Origin of the sequence: Pseudomonas sp. (assembly GCF_037994325.1) — a bacterium.
GTDB lineage: Bacteria > Pseudomonadota > Gammaproteobacteria > Pseudomonadales > Pseudomonadaceae > Aquipseudomonas.
Map to the genome: position 1 here is coordinate 1 of NZ_JBBNAH010000333.1, position 15,529 is coordinate 15,529.

Genomic DNA, 15,529 nt, shown 5'->3' on the forward strand with positions numbered 1-15,529 from the left:
CCGCATTGGCGACTGGCTTGCCGCTGGGCTCGGCGCCGAGCAGTTCCTGGGTGTAAGGATGCTGCGGATTGGCGAATAGCTCATCGCATGACGCCTGTTCGACGATCACTCCGCGCTGCATGACACATACGCGGTGAGCAATTCGTTTCACCAGGTTCAAATCGTGGGTAATCAGCAGCAGGGCCATGCCTAGCCGTGCCTGCAGATCCTTGAGCAGTTCGAGGATTTTCAGCTGCACAGTTACGTCCAGCGCTGTGGTTGGCTCATCAGCAATCAGCAGCTCCGGCTCGTTGGCCAGGGCCATGGCAATCATCACACGCTGGCGTTGGCCGCCGGAGAGCTCGTGTGGCAGGGCTTTTAGGCGTTTGTGCGGCTCGGGTATGCCCACCAGCTCCAATAGCTCAAGGGTGCGCTTACTGGCGGCTTTGCCGGTCAGGCCTTTGTGCAGGGCCAGCACTTCGTTGATTTGTTTTTCGATGCTGTGTAGCGGGTTCAGCGAGGTCATCGGCTCTTGGAAAATCATGGCGATGCGATTACCACGAATATGCCGCAGTTTTTTCTCGTTAACGGTCAGCAGGTCGTGCCCGGCATAGCGAATGCTGCCAGCCGGATGACGGGCGAGCGGGTAGGGCAGCAGGCGCAAGATCGAATGGGCGGTCACCGACTTGCCCGAGCCACTTTCGCCCACCAACGCCAGGGTTTCGCCGCGGCGAATATCAAAGCTCAAGTCGTGTACCACGCACTGCGAGCTGCTGCCCGTGACGAATTCCACCGCCAGGTCACGCACCTCAATCAGGTTTTCCGGCGCAGTATTTTGTTTGGTCTCAGCCACGTTATTTCCTCGGGTCGAAGGCATCGCGAGCGGCCTCGCCGATAAACACCAGAAGGGTCAGCATCAGGCCCAGCACGGCGAACGCGCTGATGCCCAGCCAAGGCGCCTGGGTGTTGGCTTTACCTTGCGCGACCAGTTCACCCAACGATGGCGAACCGGCCGGCAAGCCAAAGCCGAGGAAGTCCAGGGCGGTGAGGGTGCCGATGGCGCCGGTGAGAATAAACGGCAGAAAGGTCATGGTGCTGATCATGGCGTTGGGCAGGATATGGCGGAACATAATGCCGCCGTTTTCCATGCCTAAGGCGCGCGCTGCCCGCACATACTCCAAGTTGCGGCCACGGAGAAATTCAGCGCGCACCACGTCGACCAAGGTCATCCAGGAAAACAGCAGCATGATGCCCAGCAGCCACCAGAAGTTGGGCTGCACAAAGCTGGCGAGGATGATCAGCAGATACAGCACTGGCAACCCCGACCACACCTCTAAAAAGCGCTGGCCAAGCAGGTCGACCCAGCCGCCATAGAAGCCCTGCAGGGCACCCGTCACCACGCCAATAATCGAGCTGAACACGGTCAGCGTCAGGGCAAACAGCACCGAAATACGAAAGCCATAAATCACCCGCGCCAGTACATCGCGGCCTTGGTCATCAGTGCCCAGCAGGTTGTCCGCCGAGGGCGGTGCGGGGGCCGGTACTTTCAGGTCGTAGTTGATGGTGGAGTAGTTAAAGGGAATCGGCGGCCACACCGCCCAACCACCTTTTTCGGCGATCAGTTCGCGGATATACGGGCTCTTGTAGTTGGCCTCCAGCGGGAACTCGCCACCAAAGGCGGTTTCCGGGTAGCGCTTGAACACCGGGAAATACCAACCGCCATCGAAGTGCACCACCAGCGGTTTGTCGTTGGCGATCAGTTCGGCGCCCAGGCTTAGCACAAACAAAATGATAAAAAGCCACAGCGACCACCAACCGCGCTTATGCGCTTTCAGGCGTTCGAAGCGGCGGCGGTTGAGGGGTGAAAGCGTAAAGGTAGCGCCCATTTTTCAACCCTCCCGATTGGCGAAGTCGATGCGCGGATCGACCAAGGTGTAGGTGATATCGCCGATCAACTTCACCACCAAGCCGAGCAAGGTGAAGATAAACAGCGTGCCGAAAACCACGGGGTAATCGCGGTTGATCGCCGCCTCAAAGCTCATCAGGCCCAGGCCGTCGAGGGAAAAGATCACTTCAATCATCAGCGAGCCGGTAAAGAAGATGCCGATAAACGCCGAGGGAAAACCGGCAATGATCAGCAGCATGGCATTACGAAATACGTGGCCGTATAGCACGGCATTATTGGTCAGGCCTTTGGCTCTGGCGGTGACCACATATTGTTTGTTGATCTCGTCGAGAAAGCTGTTTTTGGTCAGAAAGGCCAGGGTGGCGAAGTTGCCGATCACCAGCGCCGTTACCGGTAATACCAAGTGCCAGAAATAATCGAGCACCTTGCCGCCCCAGCTCAGTTGCTCGTAGTTATTCGAGGTTAATCCGCGCAAAGGAAACCAGTCGTAGTAGCTGCCGCCGGCGAACAGCACGATCAGCAAAATGGCAAACAGGAACGAGGGAATGGCGTAGCCAACGATGATTGCCGAGCTGGTCCATACGTCAAAGGTGCTGCCGTTGCGCATGGCTTTGGCGATGCCCAAGGGAATGGACACCAAATACATGATCAACGTGCTCCATAGCCCCAGGGAGATGGAGACCGGCATTTTTTCCACAATCAGATCGACCACTTTTGCATCGCGAAAAAAACTGTCGCCAAAGTCGAGCTGGGCATAGCTTTTCAGCATCAGCCAGAAGCGTTCCGGTGCGGATTTATCGAAGCCGTACATCTTCTCGATTTCCTTCACCAACTCCGGGTCGAGCCCCTGCGCGCCACGGTAGTTGGAGCCTGCCACCGACACCTCGGAGCCGCCACCGGAGATACGGCTGGTGGCGCCTTCAAAGCCTTCGAGCTTGGCAATCATCTGCTCAACGGGGCCACCTGGGGCGGCCTGAATAATCACGAAGTTGAGCAGCAAAATACCGAACAGGGTGGGGATGATCAGCAGCAAGCGCCGCAGAATATAGGCGAGCATTTATTCGGCTTCCTTAGGGGCGTCAGCGTTTGTTGTTGGCGCCGCCGCTGGGGAAGGAGTGCCCTCGGCTTTTTCGCTGCTTTGCCACCAGGTCAGCATGCCGACGTCGTATTTCGGGGTGATGGCAGGGCGACCGAATTTGTTCCAGTGGGCAATGCGGTAGGTGTCGATGTAATAGTTAGGGATCACATAGTTGCCCCACAGCAGTACGCGGTCGAGGGCGCGGGCGTGGGTGATCAGGCTTTGCCGCGAGTCGGCGCGGATCAGGCCTTCTACCAGCTTGTCGATGGCGGGGTCGCGTAGGCCAATGTAGTTGCGGCTGCCCGGGCTGTCGGCGCTGCTGGAGTGCCAATATTCGCGCTGTTCGTTGCCTGGGGAATTGGACTGGCCCCAGGTGGCGGTGGTCATGTCGAAGTCACGCGAGCGCATGCGGTTGACGTACTGCGAGGCGTCGACCCGGCGAATCTGCATGTCGATGCCAAGCTCGGCCAGGTTGCGCATAAACGGCAGCAGAACGCGCTCCAGATTCAACTGGTAGAGCATGAATTCAATGGTCAGCGGCTGCCCATCGGGGCCAACCATTTTATCGTTTTCGATTTTGTAGCCCGCCTCAAGCAGCAGGTTGTAGGCCTTGCGCTTCTGGTCGCGAATCATGCCGTCGCCGGCTGTGACCGGCGGTTTGAATACCTCGGTAAACACTTGGTCAGGAATCTGCCCGCGCAGCGGTTCGAGCAGTTTCAGTTCATCAGCCGTGGGTAATTCGTGGGCGGCCATGTCCGAGTTTTCAAAGAAGCTGCTGTTGCGTTTGTAGGCGCCAAAGAACAGCTGTTTATTCGACCATTCAAAGTCAAACAGCTGGCTGATGGCTTGGCGCACGCGCGGGTCCTGGAATTTGCTGCGGCGCAGGTTAAAGGCGAACGACTGCATGCCCACCGGGTTCTGGTTGGGCAGCGCCTCTTTGACGATGCGCCCGGCGCGCAGGGCGGGGCAGTCATAGCCGGTTGCCCAGTCTTTGGCGGAATACTCCAGGTTGAAGTCGAACTGGCCGGCCTTGAACGCCTCCAGCGCTACCGAGGTATCGCGGTAGTAGTCCACCTGAATCACGTCGAAGTTGTAGTAGCCGCGATTCACGGGCAGGTCTTTGCCCCACCAGTCGGTTACGCGCTCATAGCGAATGCTGCTGCCCGCCGACACATTGGTGATGCGGTATGGGCCGCTACCCAGGGGCACTTCGAGATTGTTTTTGCTGAAGTCGCGCGTTGCCCACCAGTGCTTGGGTAGCACGGGCAGTTGGCCAATGATCAGCGGTAGCTCACGGTTGCCGGGTTTGTTGAAGTCAAAGCGCACGGTAAGCGGCCCTTCGGCCACTACTTTGGTGACGTCGGCGTAATACATGGCATAGGTCGGCGCGCCTTTTTCACGAAGAATGTCAAAGGTGAAAATCACGTCTTCGGCGGTTACCGGCCTGCCATCGTTGAATCGGGCTTTGGGATTAAGGAAGAAGCGTACGTAACTGTCGTCTGGCGCCTTTTCGATTTTCTCGGCGAGCAAGCCGTATTCGGTAAAGGGTTCGTCGGGGGAGTGGTAGGTCAGGGTGTCGTACAAAAGCCCGAGTTGATCGGCCTGCACGCCCTTGGAAATAAAGGCGTTGAGGCTGTCAAAGCCGCCATTGCCGGAAAGCCGCAATGCGCCGCCTTTGGGCGCATCGGGATTTACATAGTCAAAGTGTTTGAAATTGGCTGGGTATTTTGGCGCTTCGTCGTACAGGGTAATGGCATGTTGCGGCGCCGCATTGGCTGCCAGACACAGGCCGGCGAGCAGAGCGCCGCTACCTAGGCGCAGCACGGTGCGCAGAATAAACGTCATAGAGCCTTCTCCGTTGGCTTCAGCCACCAGGCGCGTAACCCGAGGGTGTAGGGCGGTGTGGTGACAGAGGCGAACCGGTTGCGGTACGCCAGGCGGTGGTAGTTGAGGTACCAGTTGGGAATCATGTAGTGCTGGGCGAGCAACACGCGGTCGAGAGCGCGGGTGGCAGCCACTTGTTCGTCGCGGGTTTGAGCGGCCAGCAGGCTTTCCAGCAGGCTGTCGACCACGGGGCTGCGTACACCGGCGTAGTTTTTACTGCCTTTAACGCCTGCCTGGCTGGAGTGGAAGTACTGCCATTGTTCCAGGCCGGGGCTGAGGTTTTGCTGCAGCGTCATCAAAATCATGTCGAAGTCGAATTGGTCCAGCCGCTGTTTATATTGCGCCCGGTCGACGGTGCGCAAGTTCGCCTGCACACCGATGCTGGCGAGGTTTTCCACATAAGGCTGAAGGATGCGTTCGAGGTTAGGGTTGACCAGCAGCAGCTCGAAGCGCAGCGGCTCGCCCTTGGCGTTTTGCAGGCGCTGGCCATTGAGCGTCCAGCCCGCGTCGGCTAGTAGACCCAGAGCGCGCCTGAGGGTTTCGCGCGGAATACCGTTGCCGCCGGTTTTCGGCGCGCTAAAGGGTTCAGTCAGCAAATTGGCCGGCAGTTGTTCGCGAAACGGCGAGAGCAGCAGCCACTCGCGGCCTTCGGCTTTGCCGCTGGCGCTGGCGCTGAACTCGCTGTTGGGGAAATAGCTGGTGGCGCGCGTGTACGAGTCGTTAAACAGCGTGCGATTGGTCCACTCAAAATCCAGCATCAAGCCCATGGCTTCTCGCACCTTGCTGTCGGCAAAGGTGCTGCGCCGGGTGTTCATAAACAGCCCTTGGGTTTGTGTAGGGATTTTGTGGGGAATTTGTGCGCGGATCACGTCGCCGCGTTTGACTGCGGGAAAGCGATAGCCGTTGGCCCAATTCTTTGCCTGATGCTCGATATAGAAGTCGAATTCGCCGGCCTTGAACGCTTCAAATGCCACGTCGCTGTCGCGGTAGAACTCCACTTCCATACGGTCGAAATTGTATTTGCCGCGGTTCACGGGCAGCTCTTTGCCCCACCAGTCTTTCACCCGCTCAAACACCAGGCTGCGGCCCGGATTAATAGCGGTGATCTGATAAGGACCGCTGGTGACCGGCGCATCAAAGGTAGTCGCCTTGAAGTCGCGGTCTTTCCAATAGTGCTGCGGCAGAATGGGCAGCTCGCCCAGGCGCAGGATCAGCAGCGGATTGCCTTCGCGTTTGAGCACAAAACGAATGCGGTGGCGGCCGAGAATATCCACCCGCGCCACTTCCTGCAGATTGGTGCGGTATTGCGGATGACCTTGCTTGAGCAAGGTGCGGTAGGAAAACGCCACGTCGTACGCAGTGACCGGCTTGCCATCGCTAAAGCGCGCTTCCGGGCGCAGGTTAAACACCACCCAACTGCGGTCTTCGCTGTATTCCACTGACCTGGCAATCAGCCCATAACTGGAGGCCGCTTCATCGCCGGAGGGGTCGTACTGGCCGGTGCCGGCCATTAGCGGTTCGTTTAATTCGCCAATACCGTATTGGGCGAAATTCGGAGTAGACGAAGGGCTGCTACCTTTGAAGGTGTAAGGGTTTAGAGTGTCGAAGGTGCCAAATGCCATCACTCGAATCGTGCCGCCTTTGGGCGCGTCGGGGTTAACCCAATCGAAGTGGGTAAAGCTGGCGGGGTATTTGAGAGTGCCGAACTGGGCATAACCGTGGCTTTCGCTGATGGTCGCGAAAGCGGGAACGCACATTGCCAGACTCAGAAGTAGCGAAAGGAGGCGCAGCATCAGGCTTAGGTGGTCCGATCCATAGCGGCATTGGGCTCTGTGCCGGTACAGTAACAGCTTGTATCCGCTGGAAAAAGAGAAAGCCCAGAGCCCGCTTTCAGAGGCTTATGGTGATATCGATAGAACGCACCGCGAGGTTTTCATCTTGGCAACACGCACCCATGGTTTGCAGTCATGGATCGATCGTTTAAATCAGGCCGAGTTACCGGCATTGGCCGCCGTTGTGCAAGACCTGCACCGCCTGGCGCAGGCAGAAAAGTCGTCGGTGCAACAGCTGGCCGACGTGCTGTTACGCGACGCCTCGCTAACCTCCAAAGTGCTGCGCGTCGGCAATAGCGTTTACTACAACCCCGCCCAGGAACCCATTCGCACTATTTCCCGCGCCATTGTGTTGATCGGTTTCGACAATGTGCGCCTGATCGGGCTGTCGGTCAGCCTTATCGACGGCTTGCTTGGCCGTGTGCCCAGTGAGCATTTACATGAGCTGCTGGCCCGCTCGTTTCACGCCGCCGTGCAGGCACGCAACATGGCGGGCTACGTGCTGAGCAAAAACCAGGAAGAAGTGTTTATCGCCGCCTTGCTCTACCACCTCGGCGCTTTGGCGTTCTGGGGCTGTGGCGGTGAACAGGCCGATGAGCTGGCCACGGCGTTGGCGCGGCCTGGCATCAACGAAGATGAAGTGGTGCGCGAGGTGCTCGGCACCAGCTTTCGCCACCTGACCCAAGGCCTGGTGAAAAGCTGGAACCTCGGCGAAATCGCCAGCCTGGCGCATAACACCGCTAACCATAACGACCCGGCAGCCTTCGCCGTGCATCTGGGTGCCAAGATCAGCGAAGCGGCGCTGGAGGGCTGGGACTCTCCGGAGATGGAAGCGTTGGTCCAGCAGATGGCGACCTTTACCGGCATCAGCCCGCAAGAAGCCCTGCAACAAGTGCTCGATAGCGCCGACGAAGCGGTAAAAGTGGCCGCCACCTTTGGTGCCAGCTCGCTGTGCCGGTTGATTCCCTCCACCGACCCCGAGCTGATCCGCACCCAACAGGAACAACGCAAAGCGCGCCTACTGCAACCCAACTTGTTGATCCTGCAACAGTCGCTGCAAGACCTCGGCATGATGGTTTCCAAGCGCGCTGATATCGGCCTGATCCTCGACACCCTGTTTAAAGGTCTGCACCAAGGTGCGGGGCTGGAGCGGGTGATGCTGGCGGTACTGGCTGAGGAGCAGACGCGCTTTAAGGTTAAGCGCGCGGTGGGGGAGAAGACTGAGCGTTGGGTCAGCGAATTTGCTCTGCCCGCCGAGCAGGCCGAGCAGCCGCATATCTTCAGCTATGTACTACGCAACCGCGAAGCGCTGTGGATGGGCGTGCCGGCCAGTTACAACCTGAATGAGCTGGTGACCCAGCCCATCCGCCAATGGCTGGGGCAGGGCATGTTTTTTATTGCGCCGCTGATGGCTGGGACTCGGCAGATTGGCGTGCTCTACGCCGATAGTCGCCTTTCCGGGCGAGCGCTTAAACATGAGCAGTTTGTAGCGTTTCAGCGCTTTACCCAACTGACGGGGCGGTGTTTGGAGGCGTTGACCAAGAAGTAGGTTGGGCGATGTCCCGTCGCCACCTGCGCGATTCTGGGTCCCCGCGCAGGCTGGGACCCAGAGTGTGGAAGGGCGCTTCGGTCTACCGATCGGTGAGGTAGAGCGTAATGGTCTGACCTGGGGTGAGGTCGTGGCTGGTTTTGGGGTTCCACGATTTCAGGTTTTGCATCTCGACGTTAAAGCGCTTGGCGATCATGTACATCGAGTCGCCTTTTTGCACTTTGTAGTAGGTCACCGTTTCACGGCCCTGCGCCGGGCTGTTTTTGGCGATGCTGCGGATTACTTGCTGCGTGCCCTGCAACGCCAAGGTCTGGCCTGGCTTGACCGAGTTGTCCGGCAAGTTGTTCCAGCGGCGCAGGTCGGCCACATCCAGCTTGTTGGCCTTGGCGATCTGCCAGAGGTTGTCGCCGCCTTTTACCTTGTAGCTTTTCAGCTTGATGCTAGTGGTCGTGCTGCTGGCCACGGCGATTGATTTGCCGTTGCTCTCAGGGAAAGGCGAGGGCGCCGGCTTGCTGCCTGCGGACACCGGAATGGTCAACGTCTGGCCCACGCTGAGGTTATTGCCCGAGATCGCGTTGGCTTCTTTCAGTTCATCCGCCGAGAGCTTATAGCGGCTGGCAATGCCATGCAGGCTGTCGCCTTTGCGTACGCGGTATTCCTGGAAATCGGTGATGTCGGAGGGTTGAATCTGCGCCAGGGTGGCGGTCAGGCGCTGGGCTTTTTGTGCTGGCACCAGCAGGTGCGAGGGGCCGCCACGGGTGATTTGACGCTTAAAGGCCGGGTTGAGCTGGATCAGCTCGTCGCGGTCCATATCGGCCATGGCCGCCACGCGGGTCAGGTCCATGGGTTTATCGAACTCGACCACTTCAAAGTACGGCTGGTTGGCAATCGGGTTGAGGTTGATGCCATAGGCCGCCGGAGCATTCACCAACTGCGACAGGGCCAGCAGCTTGGGCACGTAGTCCTGGGTTTCCTTGGGCAGCGGCAGGTTCCAGTAGTCAGTGGGCAGGCCGAGTTTTTCGTTGCGTTCGATGGCGCGGCTTACTGTGCCTTCACCGGCGTTGTAGGCCGCCAGTGCCAGTAGCCAGTCGCCGTTAAACATTTCATGCAAGCGCGACAGGTATTCGATGGCCGCGTTAGTCGAAGCAGTGATGTCGCGGCGGCCGTCGTACCAGGTGGTTTGCTGCAAGTTGAAGTTGCGCCCGGTGGAGGGGATGAACTGCCACAAGCCCACCGCGTCGCTGCGCGACAGGGCAAAGGGGTTGTACGAGCTTTCAATCACCGGCAGCAGTGCCAACTCCAGCGGCATATTGTTGGCTTCGAGCCGCTCGACCACATAGTGGATATACAGGCTGCCACGGCCGCTGGCGCTTTCCAGATAGGCCGGTTTGCTGGCAAACCACAAACGCTGCTGTTCAATGCGCGGGTTAATGCCGATTTCGTCTTGCAGTTTGAAGCCGCTGCGCATGCGGTCCCAGATGTCTTGGGGCTTGTCGCTGCCGGAGGTATCCGTCATCCATTCAGGCGGCTGGGTGCGGCTGCTGAGGGTGACGTTGTTGGAAGGGCTAGGGCTATGGCTGGCGGTGCTTTGGCAACCGGCCAATACCGCGACCGAGACGACCAGAAGCACACGAGCCAGGCGGGCCAATGTGTCGATATTCCGATACTTCTGGGCGATGGACGACATTGGCGGCGGGTGTGATCCAGGCAAAAAGATCGGGCGATTCTAGGAACGCCGCCTAATGTGGTCAAGTTTTAACCGGCCGCCCTGTTAGGCGGCAATGGACTTAAAACTGGTCTTTCCAGGCCCGCAGGCGAGCAAACACCTCGCTGGGCTGGCGCTCGACGCTGCCGTCCCGTTCGTCGATTTTTGCGACCACGTTCGCAACCTCCGCGCGCAAAAACGGATTGGTCGCCCGTTCCAGGGCCAAATTCGACGGCAAGCTGATCTGCCCCTGCTCACGCCATTGCGTCACTTGTGCCAAACGAGCGCTGACCTCGGGGTTTTCCGGCTCCACGGCATGGGCGAAGCGCAGGTTGCTCAAGGTGTATTCGTGGGTGCAATAAATAGCCGTGTTATCCGGCAGCGCGGCCAGGCGGCTAAGGGAATGGAACATCTGCTCCGGTGTGCCCTCGAACAAGCGCCCGCAACCGGCGGCGAACAGGGTGTCGCCACAAAATAGCAGTGGCGTCTTCTGCTCGGTGGGGGCAACGGCTACGTAGTAAGCGATATGACCCAAGGTGTGGCCGGGGACGGTAAAAACACGCAGCGTCAGGCCGAGCACTTCAATCTGGTCGCCGTCTTCCAACGCCACATCGCGGGCGGGGATTTTTTCGTTGGCCGGGCCATAGACCTTGGCCCCGGTCGCGGTTTTCAATTGCTCGACGCCGCCAACATGGTCGAAGTGATGGTGGGTCACCAGAATGTCGCTTAACTGCCAGCCGGGGTGGCTTTCCAGCCAGGCCAGAACCGGAGCGGCATCGCCGGGGTCTACTACGGCGCAGCGCTGCGCGGCAGTGTCTTGTAACAACCACAGGTAGTTGTCGTTGAAAGCGGGTAGGGCATCGATCTGTATCATGGCGCGGGTCGCTAAGTGGTCCGGTTTGGCGCATCTTAGCCTTATTTGTTTTTCCAGCAGTCCACTTGCAGTGAGGAGCGGTTATGACCGACAAGGCATTTGCCCAGGCGGACCCCGATTGGCTAGCGCTGATCACCTCTGCCCGTGGTTGGCTTAACGGGCCGCTGGGCCAACTGATGCTCGACGAAGAGCGCAAATTGCTCGAGGACGAACTGGCGCGTTTTTTCGGCGGTTACCTGGTGCACTACGGCCCGCATGCGGAAAAACCGCCCGGCGCCAAACAGATTCAACGCTGCGTTCACTTAGGCGCACCACTGCCCGGCGCCGAGATTGTTTGTGAGGAACAAGCCTGGCCGCTGACCGAGTCCGCCGCCGACGTGCTGGTGCTGCAACACGGTCTGGACTTCTGCCTGTCGCCCCACGGTCTGCTGCGTGAAGCCGCGCGCAGCGTGCGCCCTGGCGGCCATCTGATCATCATCGGCATCAACCCCTGGAGTACCTGGGGCTTGCGCCATGTCTTCGCCCGCGACGCCCTTGGCGATGCCCGCTGCATCGCCCCCAACCGCGTCACCGACTGGCTGCGCCTGCTGGGTTTCGCGCTGGAGAAACGCCGCTTCGGGTGCTATCGTCCGCCGCTTGCCTCAGCGGCCTGGCAATCGCGCTTGAGTCGCCTGGAGCAATGGGGCGGCGCCTGGCAGATGCCCGGAGCAGGCTTCTATCTATTGGTGGCGCGCAAACTGGTGATCGGTTTGCGCCCATTGCGTCAGGCACAGCGAGCGCCCATGGGCAAGCTGATGCCCATGCCGGTGGCTAAGGTCAGTCGGCGTGATTCAAACAGCGACACCTGAGCAGCAGAATTCATGAGCGAACAGATCGAAATCTTCACCGACGGCGCCTGCAAAGGTAATCCTGGCGTCGGCGGCTGGGGCGCCTTACTTGTGTTCAAAGGCGTGGAAAAAGAATTGTGGGGTGGCGAACTCAACACCACCAACAACCGCATGGAACTCACCGCCGCCATCAAAGGCCTGGAAGAACTCAAGCGCCCCTGCGAGGTGCTGCTGGTCACCGACTCTGAATACGTCATGAAAGGCATGAAAGAGTGGCTGGTGAACTGGAAAAAACGCGGTTGGAAAACCGCTGCCAAGCAGCCCGTTAAAAACGCCGATCTCTGGCAACAACTGGACGAACAAGTAAACCGCCACACCGTGACCTGGAAGTGGGTGCGCGGCCATACCGGCCACCACGGCAACGAACGTGCGGACCAACTGGCCAACCGTGGCGTCGATGAAGTACGTGGCATAAAGCACGCGTAGGCGCTGCGGCGGTAAGCGTACGTCATCCTCAGTAATGGCCGGCCATGGTGGTAAGTCATGGGCTCGCGCCGCTTTATCACCCTGCGTTGTGGCGCTGCCAGTGGCTGGGCGGGTAACCGGTCCAGCGGCTGAATGCGCGGGAAAAACTCGCGGCTTCGGCATAGCCCAGGCGGTGGGCGATGGCGTTGAGGTCCAGGCGCGCGTCATTGAGCATGCGCTTGGCCAGCTGTTTTTTGATTTGCTCATTGAGCTGCTGAAAAGAATGCCCTTCGCCTGCCAAGCGGCGATGCAGGGTGCGTTCAGAAAGCCCCAGTTTTTGTGCCACGGTTCGGCAGCAAAGCAGCGTTTGCGGGTGACTCAGTAGCACAGTTTGCACCTGCCGCGCCGTTCGCCCTGAGCTGAATGGATTGGCTATTTCCTGACACTGCAGTTCGCACCAGTGTTCACCCTGAAGCTGGGCGTCGAGATGAGCCTGGGGCAGGGGACTTTGCAGTTCCTGGTTGGAAAACAAAATACCGTCGCGTTGCGCTGAAACGCTTAGCGAGTAGGGAAACCAGGGCAGGTTCAGCGGGTGGGCGCAATCACCTGCAGTCATTTCCACTGCCAGCGGTGTGGCCTGGCGTTTAAGCAGTTCGGAACTGATCTGCAGGCAACCAGCCAGCCCACGCTCGACGACAAACGCGCGGGTGTCGCGTGGCAACACGCTGGAGTCGAACAGTAGCCACATGCCTCGGCGGTCGCGCTCCAGGCGGGTCGGGCACAGCGTCAGCGCCATCAGCTGGAAGCGGCTGAACGAGGCGAAGGCTTCCAGCAGGGTCGCGCTGGCCAGCATGGTGAAGCCCAACAAGCCTAGCGATGTCAGGTGGTAACGCTGGCCCGTTAGAAGGCCCAAGCCAGGGCGATTGCAGTGTTCCAGCAGGTTACGAATCACCGCTAACTCTTGCCACGCCTCAATCTGCGCAGTGCTGTTGTGCACGTCGGCTGGGGCGATCGCGCTGCCTTTCAAGCAGCTCTCAGCGTCCACGCCTTCGGCCTGAGCCGTTTCCAGTAAATAGCGAATGCCCGTCAGTGTGCGTTTCTGGCGCCAGTCCATCAGCAAGCCCTCGCGGTTTTATGGCCTTGTATAGCCCAGCGGCTGGCAGCAGTCATCATGAAATGGCAGTAATGATCATGGAGCAGCCCTGGAGCCCACCGCATGCTGGCCTCACCTGAACAGCCGTGAGCACAACAAAAATGGGCGAATTTATTTATACCCTGCCAAGCAGCAACCCTGCGGTCACGTACCAACACTTTCGCGCCTCCCCAGCCACTGGCGCGTTGGGGGCCGATGTCGAGGGGCTGGATCTGCGCACCTTGAACGCCGAAGGCTATGCCGAGTTACGTCAGGCGTTGTTGAGCCATAAGGTGCTTTTTATTCACGGGCAGTCGCTGAGCGTCACGGACCTTGAGCAGGTCACCCTGCAGTTTGGCGAGTTCGGGCGCGAACCTTATGTCACCTGCATGCAGGCGCATCCCCATGTGGTTCACGTGGTGAAAGAAGCCGATGAAAAGGCCCCGTTTGTTTTTGGCGGTGCCTGGCACACCGACTGGACCTTTCAGGAGCGCCCGCCGGCCTTCACCTTGCTCTACGGTCACGACATTCCGCCCTATGGTGGCGACACCTGCTTTGCCAACTTGGCCTTGGCCTACGAATGGCTGTCGCCCGGTATGCAGGCGTTATTGGAAAACCTCGACGCTGAGCACAGCCCGGAGCGCGCCTATGGCGTTAACGCCAACCACAACGCGCTGCTGGAAAACATGCAAATACGCTATGGCCAAGATGCTTCACACGAAACGCGCTGCCATCCGCTGGTAACCCGCCATCCGGAAACCGGCAAAAAGGTGCTGTTTATCAACCCGGCGTACACCTCTGGCATCAAGGGCCTGCGTGGCCCCGAGGCACAACCGTTGCTGGATTATTTATTCAACCTTGCCGTCACTCCAGCCTTCACCTGTCGCATGCGCTGGCGCCAGGGCACCTTGGCCATTTGGGACAACCGCAGCACCTGGCATATGCCCGTTGCCGACTACCACGGCATGCGTCGTGAGATGTTTCGCACCACCGTGGTCGGTGAGGCGCCGTCACGGTAAGCATTGGTGTTACCACGGTAGTGAATGGTTTCAGCGCCTGGTTTGCTGAAATCACCACGTCCTCGCCTCGCGCTATGCTTATGGGGCAAAGGAGTCGAGCTGTTGCCGTGCGGTTTGTTCCTGTAGGTGGGCCACGGCCTGCTCAACAAAAGCGCTGACGGCCAGGGGGATCTGACGCCGGCTCGGGTACACAACAAACACATCATTGGCCGGCTGGCGAAACGCGGGCAGTACCTCGACCAGCGTTCCGGCTTTCAAACTTGCGTGGACAATGGCGCCCGGCAAAAAACAAATGCCCAGACCCGCGACAGCGGCTTTCAATTGCGCCTGTACCGTGGTTGCGAAAAAACATCCGCTCACGGCAACTTGCGCAGTACCCTGCGGCCCATGGAAGTGCCAGGTGGTTTGCCCTCTGGGGCTGGCCTGGAGAATACACAGGTGCTCAGCCAGGGCATAAACATCTGCCGGTACGCCATGGGCCTGCAGGTACGCGGGGCTGGCGGCCAGCAGGCGGGTGTCGGTGAAAATTTTTCGGGCGACCAAACTGGAGTCCGGTAATACCCCGCCTCGAACCGCCACATCAATACCTTCGCCGATCAGGTCTACGCGGTTATCGCTGAGTAAAAACTCCAATTGAATCTTGGGATAACGCGCGAGAAAACCGGCGACAAACTCCATATGGAACACATCGAAAAAATCCGCTGGCACCGCAACCCGCACCCGGCCTGCCGGTTCTTGGCTGCCATCAACAAAGCGCCGGCTGACCTCCAGCAGCTCGCCTACCTGTTCGGCGCTTTGCTCGAAGAGTGCTCGCCCTGCGTCGGTAAGCGCTAGCTTGCGGGTGGAACGGTGCAGCAAGCGCACCCCCAGCGTTTCTTCTAGCTGCTTGATCCGTCGGCTTAGCGTATTGGACGGAACGCCCATCCGCCGTGCGCCGCCGGCAAAGCTTCCGGCCTCGACGATCTGAATAAAGATGGCCACGTCGTTCAGATCGAACATCTGATTGCTCCAAAAATAGCCGAGTTAAAAGCAATTGTAGGCGCTAATAAGTGCAATGCGGACCCCCTATGATCACTCCACGTTCACCGCTGCCGCACTCGAGCGAGTCGGTAGGCGACCATTCTTGGAGGAGTTGTCATGAGTATTTCAGCGCTTCGCACTGTGATTGCTGCACGGCAAATCACTTACCGCACGACTGGCCGTCAGCATGGGCCGATTGTTCGGCTGATGAGCCCGTCAGACCTTGGGCAGGTGATCAAGCCGTTTGTGTTTCTTGACC

The 15,529-nt window shown here is 59.1% G+C and carries 13 protein-coding genes and 1 pseudogene; 5 read left to right on the plus strand and 9 right to left on the minus strand.

Features of this window, described 5'->3' with window-relative positions; all coding sequences use genetic code 11:
• From AAAB16_RS11220 to AAAB16_RS11240, 5 genes are all read right to left on the minus strand, one after another.
• A partial coding sequence (locus AAAB16_RS11220) for an ATP-binding cassette domain-containing protein (RefSeq protein ID WP_340663385.1) occupies positions 1–832 on the minus strand: 832 nt, incomplete at its 3' end.
• Position 833: 1 nt separating this feature from the next.
• A complete protein-coding gene (locus AAAB16_RS11225) occupies positions 834–1,865 on the minus strand; it encodes an ABC transporter permease (RefSeq protein WP_340663386.1) in 1,032 nt (343 codons plus the stop codon).
• A 3-nt stretch (positions 1,866–1,868) separates the two neighbouring features.
• A complete protein-coding gene (locus AAAB16_RS11230; protein ID WP_110614832.1) occupies positions 1,869–2,942 on the minus strand; it encodes a microcin C ABC transporter permease YejB in 1,074 nt (357 codons plus the stop codon).
• On the minus strand, positions 2,943–4,808 hold the full coding sequence (locus AAAB16_RS11235) for an extracellular solute-binding protein (protein WP_340663387.1): 1,866 nt from the start codon (positions 4,806–4,808) through the stop codon (positions 2,943–2,945). It lies immediately after the preceding gene.
• Entirely contained in the window at positions 4,805–6,640 is a 1,836-nt protein-coding gene (locus AAAB16_RS11240; protein ID WP_340663388.1) for an extracellular solute-binding protein, read from the minus strand. The genes AAAB16_RS11235 and AAAB16_RS11240 overlap by 4 nt, the downstream gene beginning before the upstream one ends.
• A 145-nt stretch (positions 6,641–6,785) precedes the next feature.
• Between AAAB16_RS11240 and AAAB16_RS11245 the strand changes: the two genes are divergently transcribed.
• A complete protein-coding gene (locus AAAB16_RS11245) occupies positions 6,786–8,228 on the plus strand; it encodes an HDOD domain-containing protein (protein ID WP_340663389.1) in 1,443 nt (480 codons plus the stop codon).
• 82 nt (positions 8,229–8,310) lie between these two features.
• On the opposite strand, the gene AAAB16_RS11250 is transcribed toward AAAB16_RS11245, so the two are convergent.
• Both AAAB16_RS11250 and gloB read right to left on the minus strand, forming a co-directional pair.
• On the minus strand, positions 8,311–9,915 hold the full coding sequence (locus AAAB16_RS11250) for a LysM peptidoglycan-binding domain-containing protein (protein WP_340663390.1): 1,605 nt from the start codon (positions 9,913–9,915) through the stop codon (positions 8,311–8,313).
• A gap of 100 nt (positions 9,916–10,015) precedes the next feature.
• A complete protein-coding gene (gene gloB / locus AAAB16_RS11255) occupies positions 10,016–10,807 on the minus strand; it encodes a hydroxyacylglutathione hydrolase (RefSeq protein WP_340663391.1) in 792 nt (263 codons plus the stop codon).
• Between the two features lie 83 nt (positions 10,808–10,890).
• Between gloB and AAAB16_RS11260 the strand changes: the two genes are divergently transcribed.
• Together AAAB16_RS11260 and rnhA are read left to right on the plus strand one after the other, a co-directional pair.
• Positions 10,891–11,655 (plus strand): methyltransferase domain-containing protein, encoded by a 765-nt coding sequence (locus AAAB16_RS11260; protein WP_340663392.1) that lies wholly within the window; start codon positions 10,891–10,893, stop codon positions 11,653–11,655.
• Positions 11,656–11,667: 12 nt separating this feature from the next.
• Positions 11,668–12,120 carry a ribonuclease HI gene (gene rnhA, locus AAAB16_RS11265; protein ID WP_110614826.1) on the plus strand — a complete coding sequence of 151 codons (453 nt, stop codon included), beginning with the start codon at positions 11,668–11,670 and terminating at the stop codon, positions 12,118–12,120.
• A gap of 76 nt (positions 12,121–12,196) precedes the next feature.
• On the opposite strand, the gene AAAB16_RS11270 is transcribed toward rnhA, so the two are convergent.
• Positions 12,197–13,213 carry an AraC family transcriptional regulator gene (locus tag AAAB16_RS11270; RefSeq protein ID WP_340663393.1) on the minus strand — a complete coding sequence of 339 codons (1,017 nt, stop codon included), beginning with the start codon at positions 13,211–13,213 and terminating at the stop codon, positions 12,197–12,199.
• Between the two features lie 125 nt (positions 13,214–13,338).
• Here AAAB16_RS11270 and AAAB16_RS11275 point away from each other — a divergent pair, with 125 nt between their 5' ends.
• Positions 13,339–14,250, plus strand: a complete 912-nt coding sequence (locus AAAB16_RS11275) for a TauD/TfdA family dioxygenase (RefSeq protein WP_340663394.1) — start codon at positions 13,339–13,341, stop codon at positions 14,248–14,250.
• Positions 14,251–14,328: 78 nt separating this feature from the next.
• Here the strand turns inward: AAAB16_RS11275 and AAAB16_RS11280 are convergent, their stop codons facing one another.
• Positions 14,329–15,249: a LysR family transcriptional regulator gene (locus AAAB16_RS11280; RefSeq protein WP_340663395.1), complete on the minus strand. Its 921-nt coding sequence runs from the start codon at positions 15,247–15,249 to the stop codon at positions 14,329–14,331.
• A 138-nt stretch (positions 15,250–15,387) separates the two neighbouring features.
• Here AAAB16_RS11280 and AAAB16_RS11285 point away from each other — a divergent pair.
• A pseudogene (locus AAAB16_RS11285) lies at positions 15,388–15,529 on the plus strand (pirin family protein); the annotation flags it as partial.

What these genes read in the sequence shown, in the direction of transcription:
- AAAB16_RS11225 (WP_340663386.1), bottom strand. Translation starts at nt 1,865, where the DNA reads ATGGGCGCTACCTTTACGCTTTCACCCCTCAACCGCCGCCGCTTCGAA.
- AAAB16_RS11230 (WP_110614832.1), bottom strand. Translation starts at nt 2,942, where the DNA reads ATGCTCGCCTATATTCTGCGGCGCTTGCTGCTGATCATCCCCACCCTG.
- AAAB16_RS11235 (WP_340663387.1), bottom strand. Translation starts at nt 4,808, where the DNA reads ATGACGTTTATTCTGCGCACCGTGCTGCGCCTAGGTAGCGGCGCTCTG.
- AAAB16_RS11240 (WP_340663388.1), bottom strand. Translation starts at nt 6,640, where the DNA reads ATGCTGCGCCTCCTTTCGCTACTTCTGAGTCTGGCAATGTGCGTTCCC.
- AAAB16_RS11250 (WP_340663390.1), bottom strand. Translation starts at nt 9,915, where the DNA reads ATGTCGTCCATCGCCCAGAAGTATCGGAATATCGACACATTGGCCCGC.
- gloB (WP_340663391.1), bottom strand. Translation starts at nt 10,807, where the DNA reads ATGATACAGATCGATGCCCTACCCGCTTTCAACGACAACTACCTGTGG.
- AAAB16_RS11260 (WP_340663392.1), top strand. Translation starts at nt 10,891, where the DNA reads ATGACCGACAAGGCATTTGCCCAGGCGGACCCCGATTGGCTAGCGCTG.
- rnhA (WP_110614826.1), top strand. Translation starts at nt 11,668, where the DNA reads ATGAGCGAACAGATCGAAATCTTCACCGACGGCGCCTGCAAAGGTAAT.
- AAAB16_RS11270 (WP_340663393.1), bottom strand. Translation starts at nt 13,213, where the DNA reads ATGGACTGGCGCCAGAAACGCACACTGACGGGCATTCGCTATTTACTG.
- AAAB16_RS11280 (WP_340663395.1), bottom strand. Translation starts at nt 15,249, where the DNA reads ATGTTCGATCTGAACGACGTGGCCATCTTTATTCAGATCGTCGAGGCC.